Source organism: Roseobacter sp. FCG-D35, assembly GCF_033436665.1.
Classification (GTDB): domain Bacteria; phylum Pseudomonadota; class Alphaproteobacteria; order Rhodobacterales; family Rhodobacteraceae; genus JAWQFO01.
Genome location: NZ_JAWQFO010000001.1, coordinates 325,650 through 341,485 on the forward strand (window position 1 = coordinate 325,650; position 15,836 = coordinate 341,485).

The following is a 15,836-nucleotide window of genomic DNA, read 5'->3' on the forward strand; positions in this document are numbered from 1 at the left end:
CGCGACGCCGCGGCACAAGGTCAGGACGCGGCGAGCCAAGCTGCCACGTCGCCGTCGATCGCTGGGCGGAAGTAGGCGATCGCGCGGCCCCTCGGGTCTGCCTGCGCGCCGTCGGCCCAGGGTGCGACACCGTGCAGCGTCAGACGGTGCAACAGGACACCGGTCCCGGGCGGGCCGGTCAGCACGACCCGGCGGCAGGTCTCGAAAACCACGCGGCGCGCGGCGACGTAGGCCTCGGTCACGTCGACATCGCCGGGGTTCTGCGCATCCTGCCCGGCGAAGGCGCGGCGGAACGCTTCGCGCATGACGCGGTGGCTGCCCTCCCAGGCCACCAGCGGCGCGGCACCCGCGTCCGCTTCGGTCAGCATGATCCCGAGGATGAAGGCATGCGGTTCCCGCACAAAGCGCCGTTTCGGCGTGCCGACGCCCAACACCCCGTCGACATGCGCGGCATCGCGATCCCGCCTGTAGCGGAAGGCCGCGTCACTTTCGCCGTGGCGCCGCCTGGGATAGCCCGGGTAGGTGATCGACAGCTGCGCGCGGTGCAGCGCCGGCATGCCGCCGCAGATCCTTCCCGCCGCTTCCGCCGCCTCGCCCCGCAGCGGCCCCGAAGCCCCGACGGCTCCGGCCGCATCATTGGGCAAGGCCTCGAGGCCGACGAACCAGGTGCCTTCGCACTGCAGCATGTCTGCAAGCCCGGGATCGCTGACGGCGGCATCGGCGGCCTCGAGCGCGTGACGCGCCCAATCGACGGTCGCGGGTTCCGACGGGAAGACCGCCCAGCCGCGACGCTCGAAGCTCGTCACCAGCCGAGCGCCTGCCGCAGCATGTTGAGCGCGACAAGCACCAGGAAGACCGCGAAGACGCGACGCAGCGGCGTCGGGTCCATTGCATGCGCAAGCCGGGCGCCCAGCGGCGTGGTCATCAGCGTCATGCTGATCACGACCGCGAAGGCGACGAGGTTGACCGACCCCAGCGTGAAGGGCGGGCGATAGGCGGGGTCGATCGGCGCCAAAAGGAACCCCGCGACAGACGGGACGGCGATCAGAACCCCGATCCCCGCCGCGGTCGCCACCGCGCGGTGGATCGGCACGTTGTGCAACGTCATCAGCGGCACCCCGAGACTGCCGCCTCCGATCCCGATCAGCACCGACAGAAAGCCCACGAGAGGCGACAGGATGGCGCGTGCCGGACCGGTCGGCATCCGTTCGCGCAGCCGCCAGTCGGACCGGCCGAACCCGAGGTAGAGCCCGACGATCAGCGCCAGCGTGCCGAAGATCACCTGAAGCACCACTGTCCGCAGCTGTGCGACGACCAGCATACCGATCACCGCACCGATCATGATGCCGATGGCCCACGCGCGCAGGATGTCCCAGTCGACCGCGCCCTTGCGGTTGTGGCTGAGGACAGAGCGGGTCGAGGTCACGATGATCGTCGCCAGCGATGTCGCGACACAGATCTGCATCAGCTGCGGACCGCCGAAGCCAAGCGTCTGAAAGGCATAGAAGAAGGCCGGTACCAGAACGATGCCGCCGCCGACGCCGAGAAGTCCGGCCAGCACACCCGCGGCGCCGCCGATTACCAGCAGGAGTGCCAGCATCTGTAGCAGCAATTGCGTTTCCGCCATGTTCGATCGTCCCCGCCCCGATTGCTCTCTGCCTACACGGCGTGCCGGTCCTCCGCCAGAGGGGTGACGAACCCGAGGGCTTCCTCGAGCAGATCGGAGCCCGCGCCGGGGCGATGCGCCTGCTCGGAGAGCGTACGCCGCCACATCCGCGCGCCGGGACGCCCCGAAAAGAGGCCCAGCATGTGCCGCGTGACCTGGTGCAGCCGCCCGCCGTCGGCGAGATGCGCGTCGATATAGGGGATCATCGCGCGCACCGCGTTCTCGGGCAGACTGTCTTGCCCGGTCCCGAAGATCTCGCGGTCCGCGGTGCAGAGCACGCCGGCGGGATCGTAATAGGCTGCGCGTCCGATCATCACCCCGTCGAGACCGGCGTCGAGAAAGGACTTGGCCTGCGCCAGCGAGGTGATGCCGCCGTTGACCGAGACGTGCAGGTCCCGAAACTGCTCCTTCATCCGCATCACCAGCGGATAGTCGAGCGGCGGAATGTCGCGGTTCTCCTTCGGGCTCAAGCCCTGGAGCCAGGCTTTACGGGCATGGATCGCCACCCGCTCGCAGCCGGCATCGACCATGCGCCTCAGGAACTCCGGCAGAACCTTTTCGGGGTCCTGGTCGTCGACGCCGATCCGGCACTTCACGGTCACGTCGATGCGTACAGCGTCGTGCATCGCGCGCACGCAGTCCGCGACCAGCCCCGGGCGTTCCATCAGCACGGCGCCGAAGCACCCGGATTGCACCCGGTCCGACGGGCAGCCGACGTTGAGGTTGATTTCGTCGTACCCTGCCGCCTCGCCCATCTGCGCGGCCTCGGCCAGTTCCGCCGGATCGGACCCGCCCAGTTGCAGCGCGACGGGGTGTTCCTCGGGAGAATGGCTCAGCAGATGCATCGCGCGTCCCCGCACCAGCGCCGGCGCGGTCACCATCTCAGTATAAAGCAGCGTCTCGCGGCTGAGCAGACGGTGCAGGTACCGGCAGTGCCTGTCCGTCCAGTCCATCATGGGTGCCACGGACAGCCTGGCGTTCTGTGCCACGGGTTTGCTCATGGTTTCTCCGACATTCGAGGCTGCGCGCGAAACTCTATCGCGCCCGGTGGATCGTCACCAGCCGGACATGGGCGACCGGCGGGCCGCACGTACATGGGCGCGGCGTCTATAACGTCCGGGGTGCCGACCGCAAGCCCGCGCCGGCTCAGGCGCGCGCAAAGGTCATCGCCGCCGCGCATCCGGCGAGCCAGCCGCCCAGGTGTGCCTCCCAGGCCAGACCACCGCTCAGGACCACGGCCAGCAGGATGTTCGCCACGACCAGCGCCAGCACGGAGTTCACCACGGGTTGCAGCGGGCGCCCCGTGCGACGGCTGACCTCGTACTGCCAGGCCTGCCAGACCCCGAAAAGCCCGAAAACAGCACCCGAGGCGCCGATCATCGGCCAGGTACTCGTGGAGATCAGGCCGAAGGCCGCACCGCCTGCAACCGCGGACACCAGCAGCACGGCCAGGGTGCGCGCGGGGCCGATCCGCGCCGATACCGTCTTGCCCAAGGCAAGCAGGACGACGCCGTTCAGCAACAGGTGCATGAGCCCGCCATGCAGGAAGGCATGGGTCACGAACATGGTGACGGTCTGGCCGGGAAAGAGCGGCGCCAGCGTTCCGGCCAGCAGCGGCTCCCAGAAGGCACCGAAGCGGAAGGCGACCCACCGCAATCCCGAAAGACCCAGCAGGCCGGCATCGCTGGCCGCCAGGATCAGCTCGATGGCGGCCATGATCCCGACAAGCCACCACAGGAAGGCCGGTGCGCCGTACTGGCTGTCACGGGAAAGGGAAACGGAAGTGAATCGGTCGCGCATGGCGGAACACCTAGTGCAGGCGACCGGTCAGGGAAACGGGTTTCTCGGACCCGCCCGGGTGTCATCCCGGCAGCGGGGACACCGGTGCGACCGCCGCCAGAACCTCTTCATGCGAAGGCAGCGAGGCCAGCCCTTGTGCAAGCGCCGCCTCGACATCCTCGGGCGGGCGGACTTGTCGCGCAGGCGGCTCGGACATGACCTTCGGGCGCCAGCCCATGCCGAACAGGATGAACTCGTAGTTCTGGTGCGACCAGAGTTGCGTGGCCGAGGTGAAGTCGAGCGCGGTCGGCGGCTTGCCCTCCCAGCGCTGCAGCAGATCCCGAACCCTCGGCGTGAGGCGCCCGGCCGCCGTGGCCGCGCGCCAGAACTCGCTGTCGCGGCGTTGCGACAGGACGTAATGCAGGTTCACGAAGTCCAGCGTCTCGTCGAAGGTCTGCCCGACAATCTCGTTGAAGCGCCGTGACAGCGCCGGGTTCGGCCCGCCATGCGGGAAGAACTCGAGAAGCATCTCGATGGCGAAATCCGCAAGGTGCAGCCCGGTGGATTCCAGCGGCTCGACGAATCCCGCCGAAAGTCCGATCGCCACGCAATTGCCCATCCACGGTCGGTCGACCCGCCCGACCTCGAATCGCAGATGCCGGACCGGAAAGTCACCGCTGCCGGGCTCGGCGCGGCGCAGCGCTTCGGCGGCCGCATCCTTGCCCAGAAAGGCCGAGGAATAGACGTAGCCGCGCCCGCGCCGCTTCTGCAGGCCGATGTCCCAGATCCAGCCCGCCTCGACCGCGGTGGCGGTGGTGAAGGGTCGCGGCGGGGTGGCGTCGGGCACGCGCATCGTGACGGCGCTGTCGCAGAGCAGCCAATTCGACCAATCCTGATGCACCGCTCCGCAGGCCCCGATCAGCAGCCTGCGAAAACCGGTGCAGTCCACGAAAAGATCGGCATGCAGGATTTCGCCCGAAGCGGTGCGGAGCGCGTGGATGCCGCGCTGGTCGACCTCGACCGCGACCACCGTATCGGTGATGAAGCGAACGCCGCGCGCCTGTGCCCGTTCGGCCAGGAAATCGGCGAAACGCTCGGCATCGAGATGAAACGCGTAATGGCCCGTTCGCTCCGGAATGCCCCCGGGCAGGTGCGGCGCGCGTCCGGCAGCGGCCAGCCGTGGCTGTGGGCTGACGAGGTCGGCAAATGGCACCGAGCCATCGGAGGTCAGCCAATCGTGCCCGGCCTGTTGCGTCGCTGCCGACTGCAGGCGGTGGAACGGGTGCCAGTAACGAGCACCGACCCGCGACCAGTCGTCGAACCGGATGCCCAGCTTGTAGGTCGCGTCGCAGGCGCGCAGGAATTCATCCTCTGCGAGATCTAGGCCGCGTAACGTCCTGAGAATGGACGGAATCGTCGCCTCTCCGACGCCGATCCGGCCGGTGTCGGGAGAATCGATCAGGGAGATTTCGACCGCCTGCCGGCCGTCGCGGTTCAGCGCCGCATCGAGCCGCGCCGCGGCCATCCACCCGGCCGAGCCGCCGCCGACAACGAGAATGCGCACCGGGCTTCGCGAACTGTGCCCGAAGCGTCCCTAGGCGTCCGCCTCGGCGGCTTCCGCCTCGGGCTCGGGTGCGGCGGTATCCGCCTCGGTCGTCGAGGACTGCGAAACGCGTTCGGCCAGCGGAGTGACGTTGGCCAAAGACGCGAGGTGGCAATGGATCAGTTCCAACTCGTCCGACCGCGCAAGGCCCAGCAGCGCGTCGTCGGGCAGCCCGCGCAGCTTGTCGCGGCTGACCTTCTTGAAGCCGCCCAGGGCGCCGTTGCGCCCCCCCGGCAAGCTGAAGCGCACCTGCGCCGGTTCCAGTAGATCAAGTTCCTTGAGCTTTTTCGAGAAGGCCTCGGTCGCGGTGAACTGGTTCTGATACTGGGTGACGAAATTCAGCGTGTTCTCGAGGTACTGCGTCCGGTTGCCTTCCGCGTCGAACAGCCGCTCGCCGCGCCCGTCGCTGTTCAGACCCTCGTATTCTTCGTCGACGCATAGGGTGAACCGCTGACCATCCCCGTCGTCGCCCGCGCGGGAGAAAACGAAGGGATAGCGCCGCAGGAAGGCAGGCACGTAGCGGCCCTGCCAGCTTCCGTCCTCGGCCACGAAGGCATTCGAGTTGTCCGAAACGCCAAGCAAAGCCGAGGGCACCACCTCGTCGCCCTGGCCCGCAAAGACGATCGGGTATTCACGACTGGCCGGCAGGATCTCGGCCGCGACAAGCGGAACGGCATTCAATTCACGCGCGAAGGCAAAGCTGCGGGTCTGCGCCACCGACCAGTCGCGATGCCGGCTCGACGACACCGGCATCGCTCTTTCGTAGATGAGAAGTTGCTTGCTCATGCGGTTCCCCTTTTCAAATCCGGACCCCTCCGCGGGCTCACTTTTGGATCGAATACGCTGATCTTTCCTCACCTTAAGCGTGCGCATCCGGATTACCAGATTTTTCTCCGGTCAGTGCTGATCCTCCGTCAGCGGAGCGAGCCCGTCGCGATCCCACCCGAACCGGTCGGCATAGGCGGTGTTGATCCCGAGGCAGGCGCGCGACCGGCACACGGTGCGGTGCACGCACTGGTCGAAACCGTTGCGCGCGAATTCGTCCCAGAAGGCCGGGTCGATCAGCAGCAGCGGCTGGTCGTTGACCAGCGTGTCGCCCAGACCTTCGCGTATGAGCAGGCAATGCGGAAAGTTCTTCACCTCGACGTTGCGCCCCAACTCATGCGCGCGACGGATCGCGCGGGCGAGACACGGCAGAACCTCCGCATGGGGCGCGCAGAGTTTCTTGTCGTCCTTCTCGGCCATCGGCCAGTAGGTCCAGAATTCCATCTGCACCAGCCGTTTGAGGTGAGACAGCGCATCGACCATCTTCGGCAGCAGCGGATAGCTCAGCGCCGTCACGACCGTGTTGGTGATCAGGCGCACGTCCGGCTTGTCGTCGAGGTAGTCGAGACCGGCCATCATCCGGTCCCACGAGCCCTTGACGTCGACGATCCGGTCATGGCTGTCGCGGTCCGATCCTGCGACGGAGACGAAGAACTCGTTTACGCCGGCGTCCAGAAGCCGCTCGGCATAGTCCGGACGGGCAAGGCGCGCGCCGTGGGTCTGGATGCGGACGCGCGCGAAGCCGGCCGCGCGGGCACGGCGTGCAAGGTCGGGAAGATCGCGTCGCAACGTGACCTCGGACCCGGTGAGGATCAGGCCCCGCCAGCGGCGATTGCGGCGCTGCTCGTCGAGTACGTTGTCGAAGCTTGCGTCCGATTGCGGCTCCAGCCGGTCCATCGTGCCCTCGATCATGCAGTGCACGCAGCGCAGGTTGCAGCGGAACTCCATCGTCAGCGAAACATAGTCGGCGTGGTCGCGCAGGGATGTCGATTTCGCGCCGGGGTCAGAGAAGGCCATAGAAACTTCCCTTGGTGATCCTGATGCCGCCACCCGGCCGGACCTCGTAATCGTAGCCCACATCGAAAAGATGGTGGTCGAACGCGTCGAGGTTGGTGGCAAGGAAATCGGAAATGGCGCGTGGAAACTCGGCGCGCCTCAGAAACAGCGCCAGCTGTGCCGCCCTGATCCGAGAAAAATAGATGGCGTCACAGTTTCGCTTGTTGGCCACGACCAGCGTTTGCGCACCCGTCATCTCGGGCCAAAACAGCGTCTCGGGGTCCGTCTTGCGGGCATCGAGGCGCACGGTCGCGTAGGCCTTGGCAAGGGCCGCGTCGAACTGGCTCTTCGCGTCGTAGAAGTGGTAGAGATTGCGCAACCCGTAGCCTGCGGATGTCAGGCCGTAGCAGATACCGGCAGAGGTGCCGGTGTCCGGGGTGCCGACGTAGACATCGACCTGTTCGAGCGGCAGGTCGCCGCGCGCGTGGCGGGCGTCGAGTTCGATGGAGAACATGAAATAGGGTTTCGTGTCGTCGACCGGCGCGTCCCAGTGCACCAGCCCCGAGATCCCGCGGGCGACCTCGGCCATGCCGAGCCCACGTTCCCAGCGGTCGTAATCGTAGAAGTAGAACTCCCAGGACAGGCTCTTGCCGGCCCACTTCACACCAAAGACCGTCCGGAACTCACCTGCAGTGGCGCGGATGGCCTCGGTCAGGGGCCCCATGTCGTCGGCGACACCGGCAACCGCGAGAGAGAGGCTGAGCAATGCGGATGTGCGCAGCGCGTCGCCGGTCGACGGCCTGGGCCGGGCGTAGGGCCAGAGACAGTAGTCGAGCGCCGGATCGTCGGTGCGCGCCCGCTCCGACCGCTGGCCCAGCGTCTCGGGCGAAAAGCGGTTCACGGCCCCTCCTCCGCACCGAAATGGATCGTCGCAAAGCGCGCGCCGTCGCGCCCGCAGCCGGCGGCGACATGTCCGATCACCCGGTCGCCGTGCGTCGCGAGAAACTTGTCGGCCTCCGCCGCACCGGGTCCCAGCACCTCGAACAGGTCCGTCACGATATCCGCGACGTCTGCCAGGGTGAGGTTGGCGTCGTAGAAATTGACATCGACCGAGCGGCGCGGGGTTCCGTGATCATCCACGGCAAGCACGGCAGGCGCTCCGGTACGGGTCGCGGCGTGTTTTGCCAGCGCCAGCAGCGACTCGCGCACGGCAGCGTCCGCGACTTCGCGCAGCAAGTCAGGGAGACAGGCCGCATCTCGCGCCCGGTAGTCCGACCGCAGACAGTCACCGTCAGCGTTCCACTTGGCGGCCAAGAACACGAGGTCGGCGTCGCGCGGCGGCGGGGTGCTGAATTCCAGATAGACCTTCACGACATCGTCCCGACCGCCCTCTTCCGCGCCCGCGTGCAGATGCGCCGCCGCCCCGGCGAACGGGGTCAGCAGGCGGTGCGCCGCCGCCGGGGCCCCGAGAGAATCGAGAAACCGTTTCAACCCGTCCCGCGGGTCGGGACCGAGCGCCGCCATAGGGATCGAATAAAGCCGCCGCCCGATCGAGGCCCGGTTGGAAGACAGCTTGACCGACCGTTCCACGCCAAAACTGCGCGGCAGCCCTGTCATCGCCGTCTCGATCCGGCTCAGGGGCGATGCACCGCCCTGCATGGGGCGAGTCACGTCGACGCGACCGGTCATGTCGTATGCGGCCCGCCCCATCAAGTCACTCCGTCGCCGCGAGCGAGAATTCGACGTCGCAACGGTGCCCGGCCGGCAGCGTCCGGTCGGGATTGTCGAGCCGCAGCCGGACACCGAAGGTGCCGCTGGCGGTATCGAATACGGTATCCACCACTTCCACGCGCGCAGGGTATTCGCCCGCCACCGGCGCGGCGGGGCGCACGATCGCCGCGTCGCCCGGTCGGACAAGCCCGTAAAGCTCGACCGGCATGAAGGTCTCGACGAAAAGCGGGTCGAGCTTTACGACTGTGACGACGTAGGTGTCCTGGTGCACGAATTCGCCGGCCGCCAGCCGGCGCTCCTTCACGATGCCATCGATCGGGCTGCGAATCTGGTAGCGCTCCAGCAGCGCGTCCGCACGCGCGAGTTCGCGCCTGGCGAGTTCGAGTTCCATCCGCGCCTCGTTGAGAAGGCTGGAGGCCGCGACGCGCTCGGCCTCGATCTCCTGCATGGCGTCCTCGGTGGCGACGCCGCGGTCGCGCAGCGACTGGGTGCGCTGCATGCGCGCGTCGATCAGCTTGAGCCGCGCGGTCTGTGCCTCGATCCGCGCCATGTTCTCGGCCCGCAGCGCCACGACGTCGCGGGCGGCCCGCTCGACGCCGGAATCGACCCGCGCCACGACGTCTCCGGCCTGCACGACGTCGCCGCGCGCCACGCTGACTTCCTCCAAGAGGCCCGATATGGCACTCCCGAGATTCACCACGACGGGCGGGTCCATCACGCAGTCGAAGGTCTCGGCCCCGCCGGGACCGGCTGCACAGAGCGCGAGCAGCACGATTGCGACGTTCGGGCGTTTCGGCATGGCCATATCCTATTCCCCCTGTCCGGACAGCGCCAGGATATCGCGCAGACTCTTGTCTGCCTCGAGAAGATCGCGGCGCATCCGGGCGTGGCGCTGCTCGACCTGCCGCTGCCGATGCCGGACGAGGAAACCGGCCGCGCCCTGCCCCAGCATCGCCAGCACCGCGCGCGCGATCCGGCGCATCCCCGCCGCCCCGGCGCCCAGCATCGAATCGTCGCCCAGAGAAATGCAGGTGAAGACCCGGCCCGGGTCGCCCTGCCGGCCGCAGCGTCCGGCAAGCTGCAAGTCGACGCGCTGACTATCGTGGCGCTCGGACAGGATGACGGTCAGGCCGCCTGTCGCCGCCACCTCCGGTGGCAGTCGAATGTCGACGCCGCGGCCGGCCATGTTGGTTGCGACCGTCACCATCCCGCGCATCCCGGCGCGCGCGATCTTCTCGGCCTCCTCGGCGTCCTGCGACGCGCTCAGCACCTGGTGCGGCACGCCCGCGGCATCAAGCCGCCGGCTCGCCTCCTCGGCGCTGGCAACGGATTTCGTGCCCAGCAGCACCGGGTGCCCGCCCGCATGAAGCTCCGCGACAAGCGCGTCGATCGCGTCCCACTTGGCCGGAGTGCCGGAAAAGACCCGGTCGGTCTCGAAGCGCCGGCGGTCGGGCTTGTTGGTCGGCACGCGCACCACCGGCAGGCCGTAGACCGACCAGAATTCCCAGGCCGCGCCGCGCGCCGTGCCGGTCATCCCGGCGAGGGTCCGGTAGCGCCGGAAGAAGCGCTGGTAGGTCATGCGCGCCAGCGTCTCGTTCGCCGGCGTCGGCTCGAGCCCTTCTTTCAACTCGATCATCTGGTGCAGCCCGTCCGACCAGCTGCGGTCGGCCATGGTGCGCCCGGTGAACTCGTCGACGATCATCACCTTGCCGCCGCGCACGATGTAATGCTCGTCGAGCCGGAAGACATGGGCGGCCGCAAGCGCCTGGGTCACCGCGTGTTCGCGGATCACGGCCACGCGGAACGCGCCCTCGTCCTCCTCGGCCATCTCCTCGAGCCGGTCGCGCCCGGCTTCGGTCAGTTCGACGCTGTCTTGCGTCGGCGACAAGCGAAAGTCGCGCCGTTCGACCAGACTTGCCGCCGCCTCGCGCGCACGCTCGAAGAGAGCCAGATCTACCGTGTCGCGCCCCTGGCGCGAGATCAGCAGCGGTGTACGCGCCTCGTCGATCATGACGCTGTCGGCTTCGTCGACGATGGCGACATGCAGACCACGCAGGCGCAGCTCGGCCATCTCGGCGCCGCCTTCCAAAAGGGCAAGCTTGCGCCGCAGGTTGCCCGGCTTGTCGCGCAGCACGATGCGGTCGCGCAGGTAGTCGAAAGCGATCTCCTTGTTGGTGCCGTAGACCACGTCGGCGGCGTAGACGGCGCGGCGCTCGTGCGGCGTCTGGCCCGGCTGAACGATACCGACGCCAAGCCCGAGCCAGTGGTAAAGCGGCCCCATCTCCTCGCCGTCGCGCCTGGCGAGATAGTCGTTCGAGGTGATGACATGGACCGGTCGGCCGGCCAGCGCGTGGGCGGCGGCAACGAGAACGGCGGTCAGCGTCTTGCCTTCGCCGGTGCGCATCTCGGCCACCGCGCCGCGCGCCATTGCGTAGGCGCCGCGGACCTGCACGTCATAGTGGCGGATGCCGAGCGTCCGGAAGGCGGCCTCGCGCACCAGAGCAAAGGCGCGGACCAGGGGCGTGCCCGAAAGCGTCTCCTGACGGCGCAATGCGGTGCGCACGCGCGCAACTCTATTGTGGAGGTCGGCGTCGCTCAATCGCTCCAAAGCCGCGCCCTCTGCCGCGACCCGGGCCACGAAACGGCGCGCACCCCCGCATCTCGTCCGCGCCAGCGCCGAGGTCAGCGGCGCGCCAAGACGCCTCGCCGAGCGGTCGAGCCTGCTGTCGTAGGCCTCGCTTCTTTCGGCATAGACTTCCGCCAACAACCGCCGCCCGTCGCGCCCCGCGAGCGTGGGCGCAGGCTGGTGCAACACCGCCTCAGACATTGAACCGCGCCAGGAAAAGCTGGCGCACGGTGCGCCAGAGCCGGGGAGCGACGGGTTCCCAGCCGTGATCGAAGCGCACGTAGACACGTTCGCCGACGAGGGATACCGGGTGCGGCGCGCGGAGTGCGAGTTCGAACTGGAAGGCGACGTCGAAGGCGCGCAGCCGTTCGGGATCGGCCGGGTCGACCACGAAAGGACCGCCGCCGCCGTCCGCGGCCAGCGCGCGGCTCGGCAGGCGTGCGGCACCGCCCGGCGTCTCGCGCAGAATACGAGCCGCGTGAACGGTTCCGAGGTCGCTGGCGAACCGCACGGCCACCGCCTCGGTGCGCGACAGGACGAGGTCCGCATCCGCCTGCGGGACCGCGACCCTCAGCTTCAGCGGGCGCTCGTTGACAAGATAGCCGACCAGATCGCCCTGCGTCAGGAAACGCCCCGGCGAATCCTCGGCCAGCGGCAGCACCGCCAGACCATCCGAGGGGGCGCTCACCGTTAGCGCCTCGGCCTTGGCCCGGGCCAGCGCCAGCCGGCTTTCGAGATGCGCGACCTGCGCGCGCAGCACGTCCTCCTGCACGCGATCGAGCACGAGCACCGAGTTGAGCCGCAGGCGCATCTCGTCGAGGCGCGCGGCGATCAGATCGGTCTCGGCGGACAGCGATGGTTCCTCAAGCGCCAGCACATCGCCTCCCGCGGTCACCGCGCCGGGCTGCGTGTGGCTCACGAAGCCGTCGGCCCCGGCACGCAGCACCTGCTCTTCCTCAAGCCAGACCACGCCCTGCGCCACCGAGCCGTAGGGGATCGGCAGCAGGAAGGCTGCGACGCCCAAGGCCGCGGCGGTGGTGCCGACGACGCCCAACGCGCGGGCGCGCCGACGCCGAAGCTTGGCGCTGGTCATCACGAACCAGATCCCCTTGACCAGCGGCAGCACCAACGCATTGGCGACGGCCCAGATCGCCAGCATTACCCCGATGAAAAAGAACTTCGAGGCCACGAAAAGAGAAATCGTGATCGAGATGAAGATGCGATAGAGAAAGGCGGCGACGGCGTAGACCACGAACCACCCCCGCTCGCCGCGCGCGGTCACCGGGCTTTCGGCTTCATGCTTGCCGAAGGCGTAGCGCTGCGCGAGATAGCCGAGATAGGCGTTCGAGCGGCTTCCGAGGTTTGGAATCTCGATGAGATCGCTGAGCACGAAGTAGCCGTCGAACCGCAGCAGCGGGTTGCCGTTGAAAAACAGCGTCGAGATGCCGCCGACAAGCATGACGTTGAAGGCGAAGGCCCGGGCGATCCCGGGCTCGGCGTTGAGCCAGAACACCAGCGCAAGTGCGGCCAGCGCCAGTTCGACCATGATCCCGGCCCCGGCGACGACCGCCCGGCGCCGCTTGCTGGCGAAGGCTGACGAGGCCGAGGCGTCGACGTACGGCACCGGAATCAACACCAGCAGCATGACGCCGATCTCGTGCACCTCGCCGCCCCAGACCTTGGTGGCATAGGCATGGCCCAACTCGTGCACCGCTTTCACCAGCGGATAGGCCAGCAAGGCCAGGAACAGGTTCTCGACGGTGAGCACCCGGTCGACAAGGCCGCCGGTGACTTCCGTCCAGTGCAGCACCAGCAGGGTTGCGCCCCAGGTGACAACGGCAAGCCAAAGAAGGAGCCCCCAGATCGTGAAGACGGGCCGCGCCAGCCACACGGTGCGGTCGAGAAAGGTATTCGGATCAAGCAGCGGAAACCGCATCGCCAGAGGATTTCGGATCTTCTGGACCAAGCTGCGCCGGGCCTGGCTTTCGGCGCGCCGCGCGATCTCGTCGAGGTCGGGCGGCGTCTCGCCGGCGATCAGATCCGAGCGGTGCAGCTGGGACAGCAGGCGGATCACCTCGTCCTGGGTCGGCGGGTCGTCCGGAAAACGCTCGCAGGCGATTTCCCACAATGCGGCGACGCTGCGGCGTCCGTCCATCAGGTTCAGGATCAGGTTGCCGCTGGGCGATATCCGGTGGAAGCGGCCGTTGTGGTGATCCTGCACGACATACCAGATGCCGCCCCGGAACATCTGGCGGTGGATCTCGACATGGCTGCGCAGGCGCAGGCGCAGGTCGGCGACCCTGTACCAATCCGAGGACAAGAACTGCGTCGCCATCGTTCCGTCACCACTCCAGCCAGCGCCAGGTCCAGATCCGCGCCCAGTCGAGCGCGGGCTTGGTCCAGATCGCGATGCGGCGCCGACGGTCGATGTCGATCTTCGCGGCCCCTTCCATCCCTGGGCGCAGGCGTGCGGCCTCACCGGTCAGCGCCGCCTCGACCCGGAAAGTCGTGCGCCCGTCCGCATACTCCGCGACGGGCGTGATCTTTTCGACCCGGATCGGGAAGGGCTCGTTCGGCAGGGCGGACACAAGCAGCGTGCCGGTCTGGCCGACGGCGACATCCGCGATCTGGCGCTCGTCCACGCTGAGCACGACGCGGTATGCGTCGAGCGGCGCCACCTCGAGCAGTACCTCGCCGCGCCGCACCGCCGCCCCGACCGACTGGCTGAGATCGCCCGAGACCACCAGCCCGTCGAACGGTGCCGTCAGGCGCACCCGTTTGAGTTGGGCGTCGAAAAGCCCGATCTGCGCATCGGTCTGGGCGATCTGGGTCTGCTTGATGCGCGCCTCGGCGCGGTCGCGCTCGGCGATGGCGCCTTCGTACTCCAACTCGATCCGCTGCCGCGCCGTGACCAGCCGCAGCCGTTCGAGCGCGAGGTCGCGATCGTCCATCCGCACCAGCAGATCGCCCTCCGACACCCGGTCGCCGGCCCGCACCGGCGCTTCGGCGACGTAGCCGTCATAGGCCGCCACCACCGCGCGACGCACCGAGCCCTCGACGGAGGCATCGGCCGAAACCCTGTAATCGGCCATGGCGAAATAGCAGAACGCGGCCAAGGCGAGCCCTGCCAGAACCGTCAGCTTGTAGCCGACGCGGCCGGGACCGAGCAGGCGCCGGGCCTGCGCGCCAACGGCCACGGCGAGCTTGGTGACAAGCCAGCGGTCGTTCTGGCGCTTTTCCTCGAGGATCGGTGCAAGCGTGGTGGCGATGGCCTCGAGCGTTTCGGCCTCGGCGGCATCGAACGGCCGGCCTTGCGGGCGCTCCAGCGTCACTGCGCCGATGTAGCGATCAACGGCGTAAAGCGGGACGGTCAGAACATGGGCCACGGCCTGCGCCCGTGCCAGCGCCGCGGCGGCGTTCGCGGCGATCACCTCGGTATCGGCTGCGGGCGGATGCATGACCACGGTCCTCTGGTCGATGGCTTCGTCCATCGCGGCACTCAGCTGCCGCGCGAGGTTCATCCGCTTGCCGAATTGCGCCGTGTGCGAGATCGCCCGAACCTGGGACCGCCCGAAGCGGCGCGTGCCGATGGCGACCCGGTCACAGCCGAAGCGCTGCGCCAGATCGGTGCAGGCCGCCCGGCAGGCAGCCTCGAAGCCTTCGGTCTCGGCAGCCGCCACGACAACATGCAGCGCATGGCCCACGGTCGCCATCCGGGCGCGCTCGACCCCGGCCGCCTCGCCCCGCATCAGGTCGCTCAGCCACGCGCTGCCCCATTGCAGGCGGCGCATGGCAGTGCGCACCGCACCGTCACCGGCGTCGGCCACCTCAGCCGCGCAAACCGCGCCCGCGACACCGTCAAGCACGACCGGAACCGCCAGAGCCGTCGCCCCCGCTCCATCCGCACCGGCGCGGACCACACCGCGCCGGCTTTCGAAAGCGGCCGCCGCGGCAGCGGCGACATTGCCGTCCGGAACCCGGTTGGCCGGCCACCCGGCGATCCGCGCAGGCGGCCCGCCTTCCTCTGGCGGGACCATTACGCAAACCACCGCAGCGCCGCCGAGCTGGCCCGCCATGAGTGCGCACCAGTGACCGGCGGCCTCGGTCATGCTTTCAGCCGTCGTCAGCCGGCGCCAGGCCGCCGCATCGAGAAAATCGGGCCGTCCGTTCGGCGCCGCGACGTCGCCCGGGTTCTTGACGTCGCCGTCCATCTCAGGTGTCGAGCGACAGCGCTCCGTGGCGCTGCTCGTACTCGCGCAGCACGTTGTTCAGAATGGTGCTCATGCGCTTGGCCGCGAGGGGCGTGAGGATCAGCCGGTTGGTCAGGTCCACTTCCATCGGACCACCCGCTTGCACGTTCCACGTGCGGTTGGTGCCAAAAAACAGTTCGACCTGCTCACGGGTCCCCTGGATGTTCACGACGTTGGCGAAGTTCGTCGCCATCTTCGTGTCATCCCACTGGATCTGCGAGGCTTTCCGTTCGTCCCCGTTACGCTTTGCCTCGGAAGTGTCCTGCCCGTCCGCCATTCGATACGCCCCCAAACCGTTCGATCGCGGCGCGAAATGCGCCACGATCAGCTAACCACACTTGGGCCCTTCAGGCCAAGACT

At 68.2% G+C, this 15,836-nt stretch carries 14 protein-coding genes; all 14 read right to left on the reverse strand.

The window, feature by feature from the left end; all coding sequences use genetic code 11:
- Positions 1-20 precede the first annotated feature (20 nt).
- The gene (locus R5H30_RS01515; RefSeq protein WP_318326217.1) at positions 21-806 is read right to left on the reverse strand and encodes a phytanoyl-CoA dioxygenase family protein; all 786 of its coding nucleotides are present in this window, start codon (positions 804-806) and stop codon (positions 21-23) included.
- The gene (locus tag R5H30_RS01520) at positions 803-1,627 is read right to left on the reverse strand and encodes a sulfite exporter TauE/SafE family protein (RefSeq protein ID WP_318326218.1); all 825 of its coding nucleotides are present in this window, start codon (positions 1,625-1,627) and stop codon (positions 803-805) included. Before R5H30_RS01520 ends, R5H30_RS01515 begins: the two co-directional genes overlap by 4 nt.
- Before the next feature lie 32 nt (positions 1,628-1,659).
- Positions 1,660-2,667 (reverse strand): tRNA dihydrouridine(20/20a) synthase DusA, encoded by a 1,008-nt coding sequence (dusA, locus tag R5H30_RS01525; protein WP_318326219.1) that lies wholly within the window; start codon positions 2,665-2,667, stop codon positions 1,660-1,662.
- Between the two features lie 145 nt (positions 2,668-2,812).
- On the reverse strand, positions 2,813-3,466 hold the full coding sequence (locus R5H30_RS01530; RefSeq protein ID WP_318326220.1) for a rhomboid family intramembrane serine protease: 654 nt from the start codon (positions 3,464-3,466) through the stop codon (positions 2,813-2,815).
- Between the two features lie 61 nt (positions 3,467-3,527).
- Positions 3,528-5,009, reverse strand: coding sequence for a tryptophan halogenase family protein (locus R5H30_RS01535; RefSeq protein ID WP_318326221.1), 1,482 nt, complete (start codon positions 5,007-5,009; stop codon positions 3,528-3,530).
- A 30-nt stretch (positions 5,010-5,039) separates the two neighbouring features.
- Entirely contained in the window at positions 5,040-5,834 is a 795-nt protein-coding gene (locus R5H30_RS01540; protein ID WP_318326222.1) for a SapC family protein, read from the reverse strand.
- A gap of 111 nt (positions 5,835-5,945) precedes the next feature.
- Complete coding sequence (locus R5H30_RS01545; RefSeq protein ID WP_318326223.1) at positions 5,946-6,890, reverse strand: radical SAM protein; 945 nt, start codon at positions 6,888-6,890, stop codon at positions 5,946-5,948.
- Entirely contained in the window at positions 6,877-7,770 is an 894-nt protein-coding gene (locus R5H30_RS01550; protein ID WP_318326224.1) for a hypothetical protein, read from the reverse strand. Before R5H30_RS01550 ends, R5H30_RS01545 begins: the two co-directional genes overlap by 14 nt.
- Complete coding sequence (locus R5H30_RS01555; protein ID WP_318326225.1) at positions 7,767-8,579, reverse strand: hypothetical protein; 813 nt, start codon at positions 8,577-8,579, stop codon at positions 7,767-7,769. Before R5H30_RS01555 ends, R5H30_RS01550 begins: the two co-directional genes overlap by 4 nt.
- A gap of 4 nt (positions 8,580-8,583) precedes the next feature.
- Positions 8,584-9,399 carry an efflux RND transporter periplasmic adaptor subunit gene (locus R5H30_RS01560; protein ID WP_318326226.1) on the reverse strand — a complete coding sequence of 272 codons (816 nt, stop codon included), beginning with the start codon at positions 9,397-9,399 and terminating at the stop codon, positions 8,584-8,586.
- 9 nt (positions 9,400-9,408) lie between these two features.
- Positions 9,409-11,427 (reverse strand): preprotein translocase subunit SecA, encoded by a 2,019-nt coding sequence (locus R5H30_RS01565; protein ID WP_318326227.1) that lies wholly within the window; start codon positions 11,425-11,427, stop codon positions 9,409-9,411.
- Positions 11,420-13,561: a PqqD family peptide modification chaperone gene (locus R5H30_RS01570; RefSeq protein WP_318326228.1), complete on the reverse strand. Its 2,142-nt coding sequence runs from the start codon at positions 13,559-13,561 to the stop codon at positions 11,420-11,422. The genes R5H30_RS01565 and R5H30_RS01570 overlap by 8 nt, the downstream gene beginning before the upstream one ends.
- Before the next feature lie 7 nt (positions 13,562-13,568).
- Complete coding sequence (locus tag R5H30_RS01575) at positions 13,569-15,437, reverse strand: GAF domain-containing protein (protein WP_318326229.1); 1,869 nt, start codon at positions 15,435-15,437, stop codon at positions 13,569-13,571.
- 1 nt (position 15,438) lies between these two features.
- Positions 15,439-15,753, reverse strand: coding sequence for a DUF3467 domain-containing protein (locus R5H30_RS01580; RefSeq protein ID WP_318326230.1), 315 nt, complete (start codon positions 15,751-15,753; stop codon positions 15,439-15,441).
- Positions 15,754-15,836: the final 83 nt, after the last annotated feature.

Excerpts from the sequence above, each read along its gene's own strand:
- R5H30_RS01540 (WP_318326222.1), bottom strand. The coding sequence starts at position 5,834 with ATGAGCAAGCAACTTCTCATCTACGAAAGAGCGATGCCGGTGTCGTCG.
- dusA (WP_318326219.1), bottom strand. The coding sequence starts at position 2,667 with ATGAGCAAACCCGTGGCACAGAACGCCAGGCTGTCCGTGGCACCCATG.
- R5H30_RS01555 (WP_318326225.1), bottom strand. The coding sequence starts at position 8,579 with ATGGGGCGGGCCGCATACGACATGACCGGTCGCGTCGACGTGACTCGC.
- R5H30_RS01545 (WP_318326223.1), bottom strand. The coding sequence starts at position 6,890 with ATGGCCTTCTCTGACCCCGGCGCGAAATCGACATCCCTGCGCGACCAC.
- R5H30_RS01530 (WP_318326220.1), bottom strand. The coding sequence starts at position 3,466 with ATGCGCGACCGATTCACTTCCGTTTCCCTTTCCCGTGACAGCCAGTAC.
- R5H30_RS01565 (WP_318326227.1), bottom strand. The coding sequence starts at position 11,427 with ATGTCTGAGGCGGTGTTGCACCAGCCTGCGCCCACGCTCGCGGGGCGC.
- R5H30_RS01560 (WP_318326226.1), bottom strand. The coding sequence starts at position 9,399 with ATGCCGAAACGCCCGAACGTCGCAATCGTGCTGCTCGCGCTCTGTGCA.
- R5H30_RS01520 (WP_318326218.1), bottom strand. The coding sequence starts at position 1,627 with ATGGCGGAAACGCAATTGCTGCTACAGATGCTGGCACTCCTGCTGGTA.
- R5H30_RS01575 (WP_318326229.1), bottom strand. The coding sequence starts at position 15,437 with ATGGACGGCGACGTCAAGAACCCGGGCGACGTCGCGGCGCCGAACGGA.
- R5H30_RS01570 (WP_318326228.1), bottom strand. The coding sequence starts at position 13,561 with ATGGCGACGCAGTTCTTGTCCTCGGATTGGTACAGGGTCGCCGACCTG.
- R5H30_RS01580 (WP_318326230.1), bottom strand. The coding sequence starts at position 15,753 with ATGGCGGACGGGCAGGACACTTCCGAGGCAAAGCGTAACGGGGACGAA.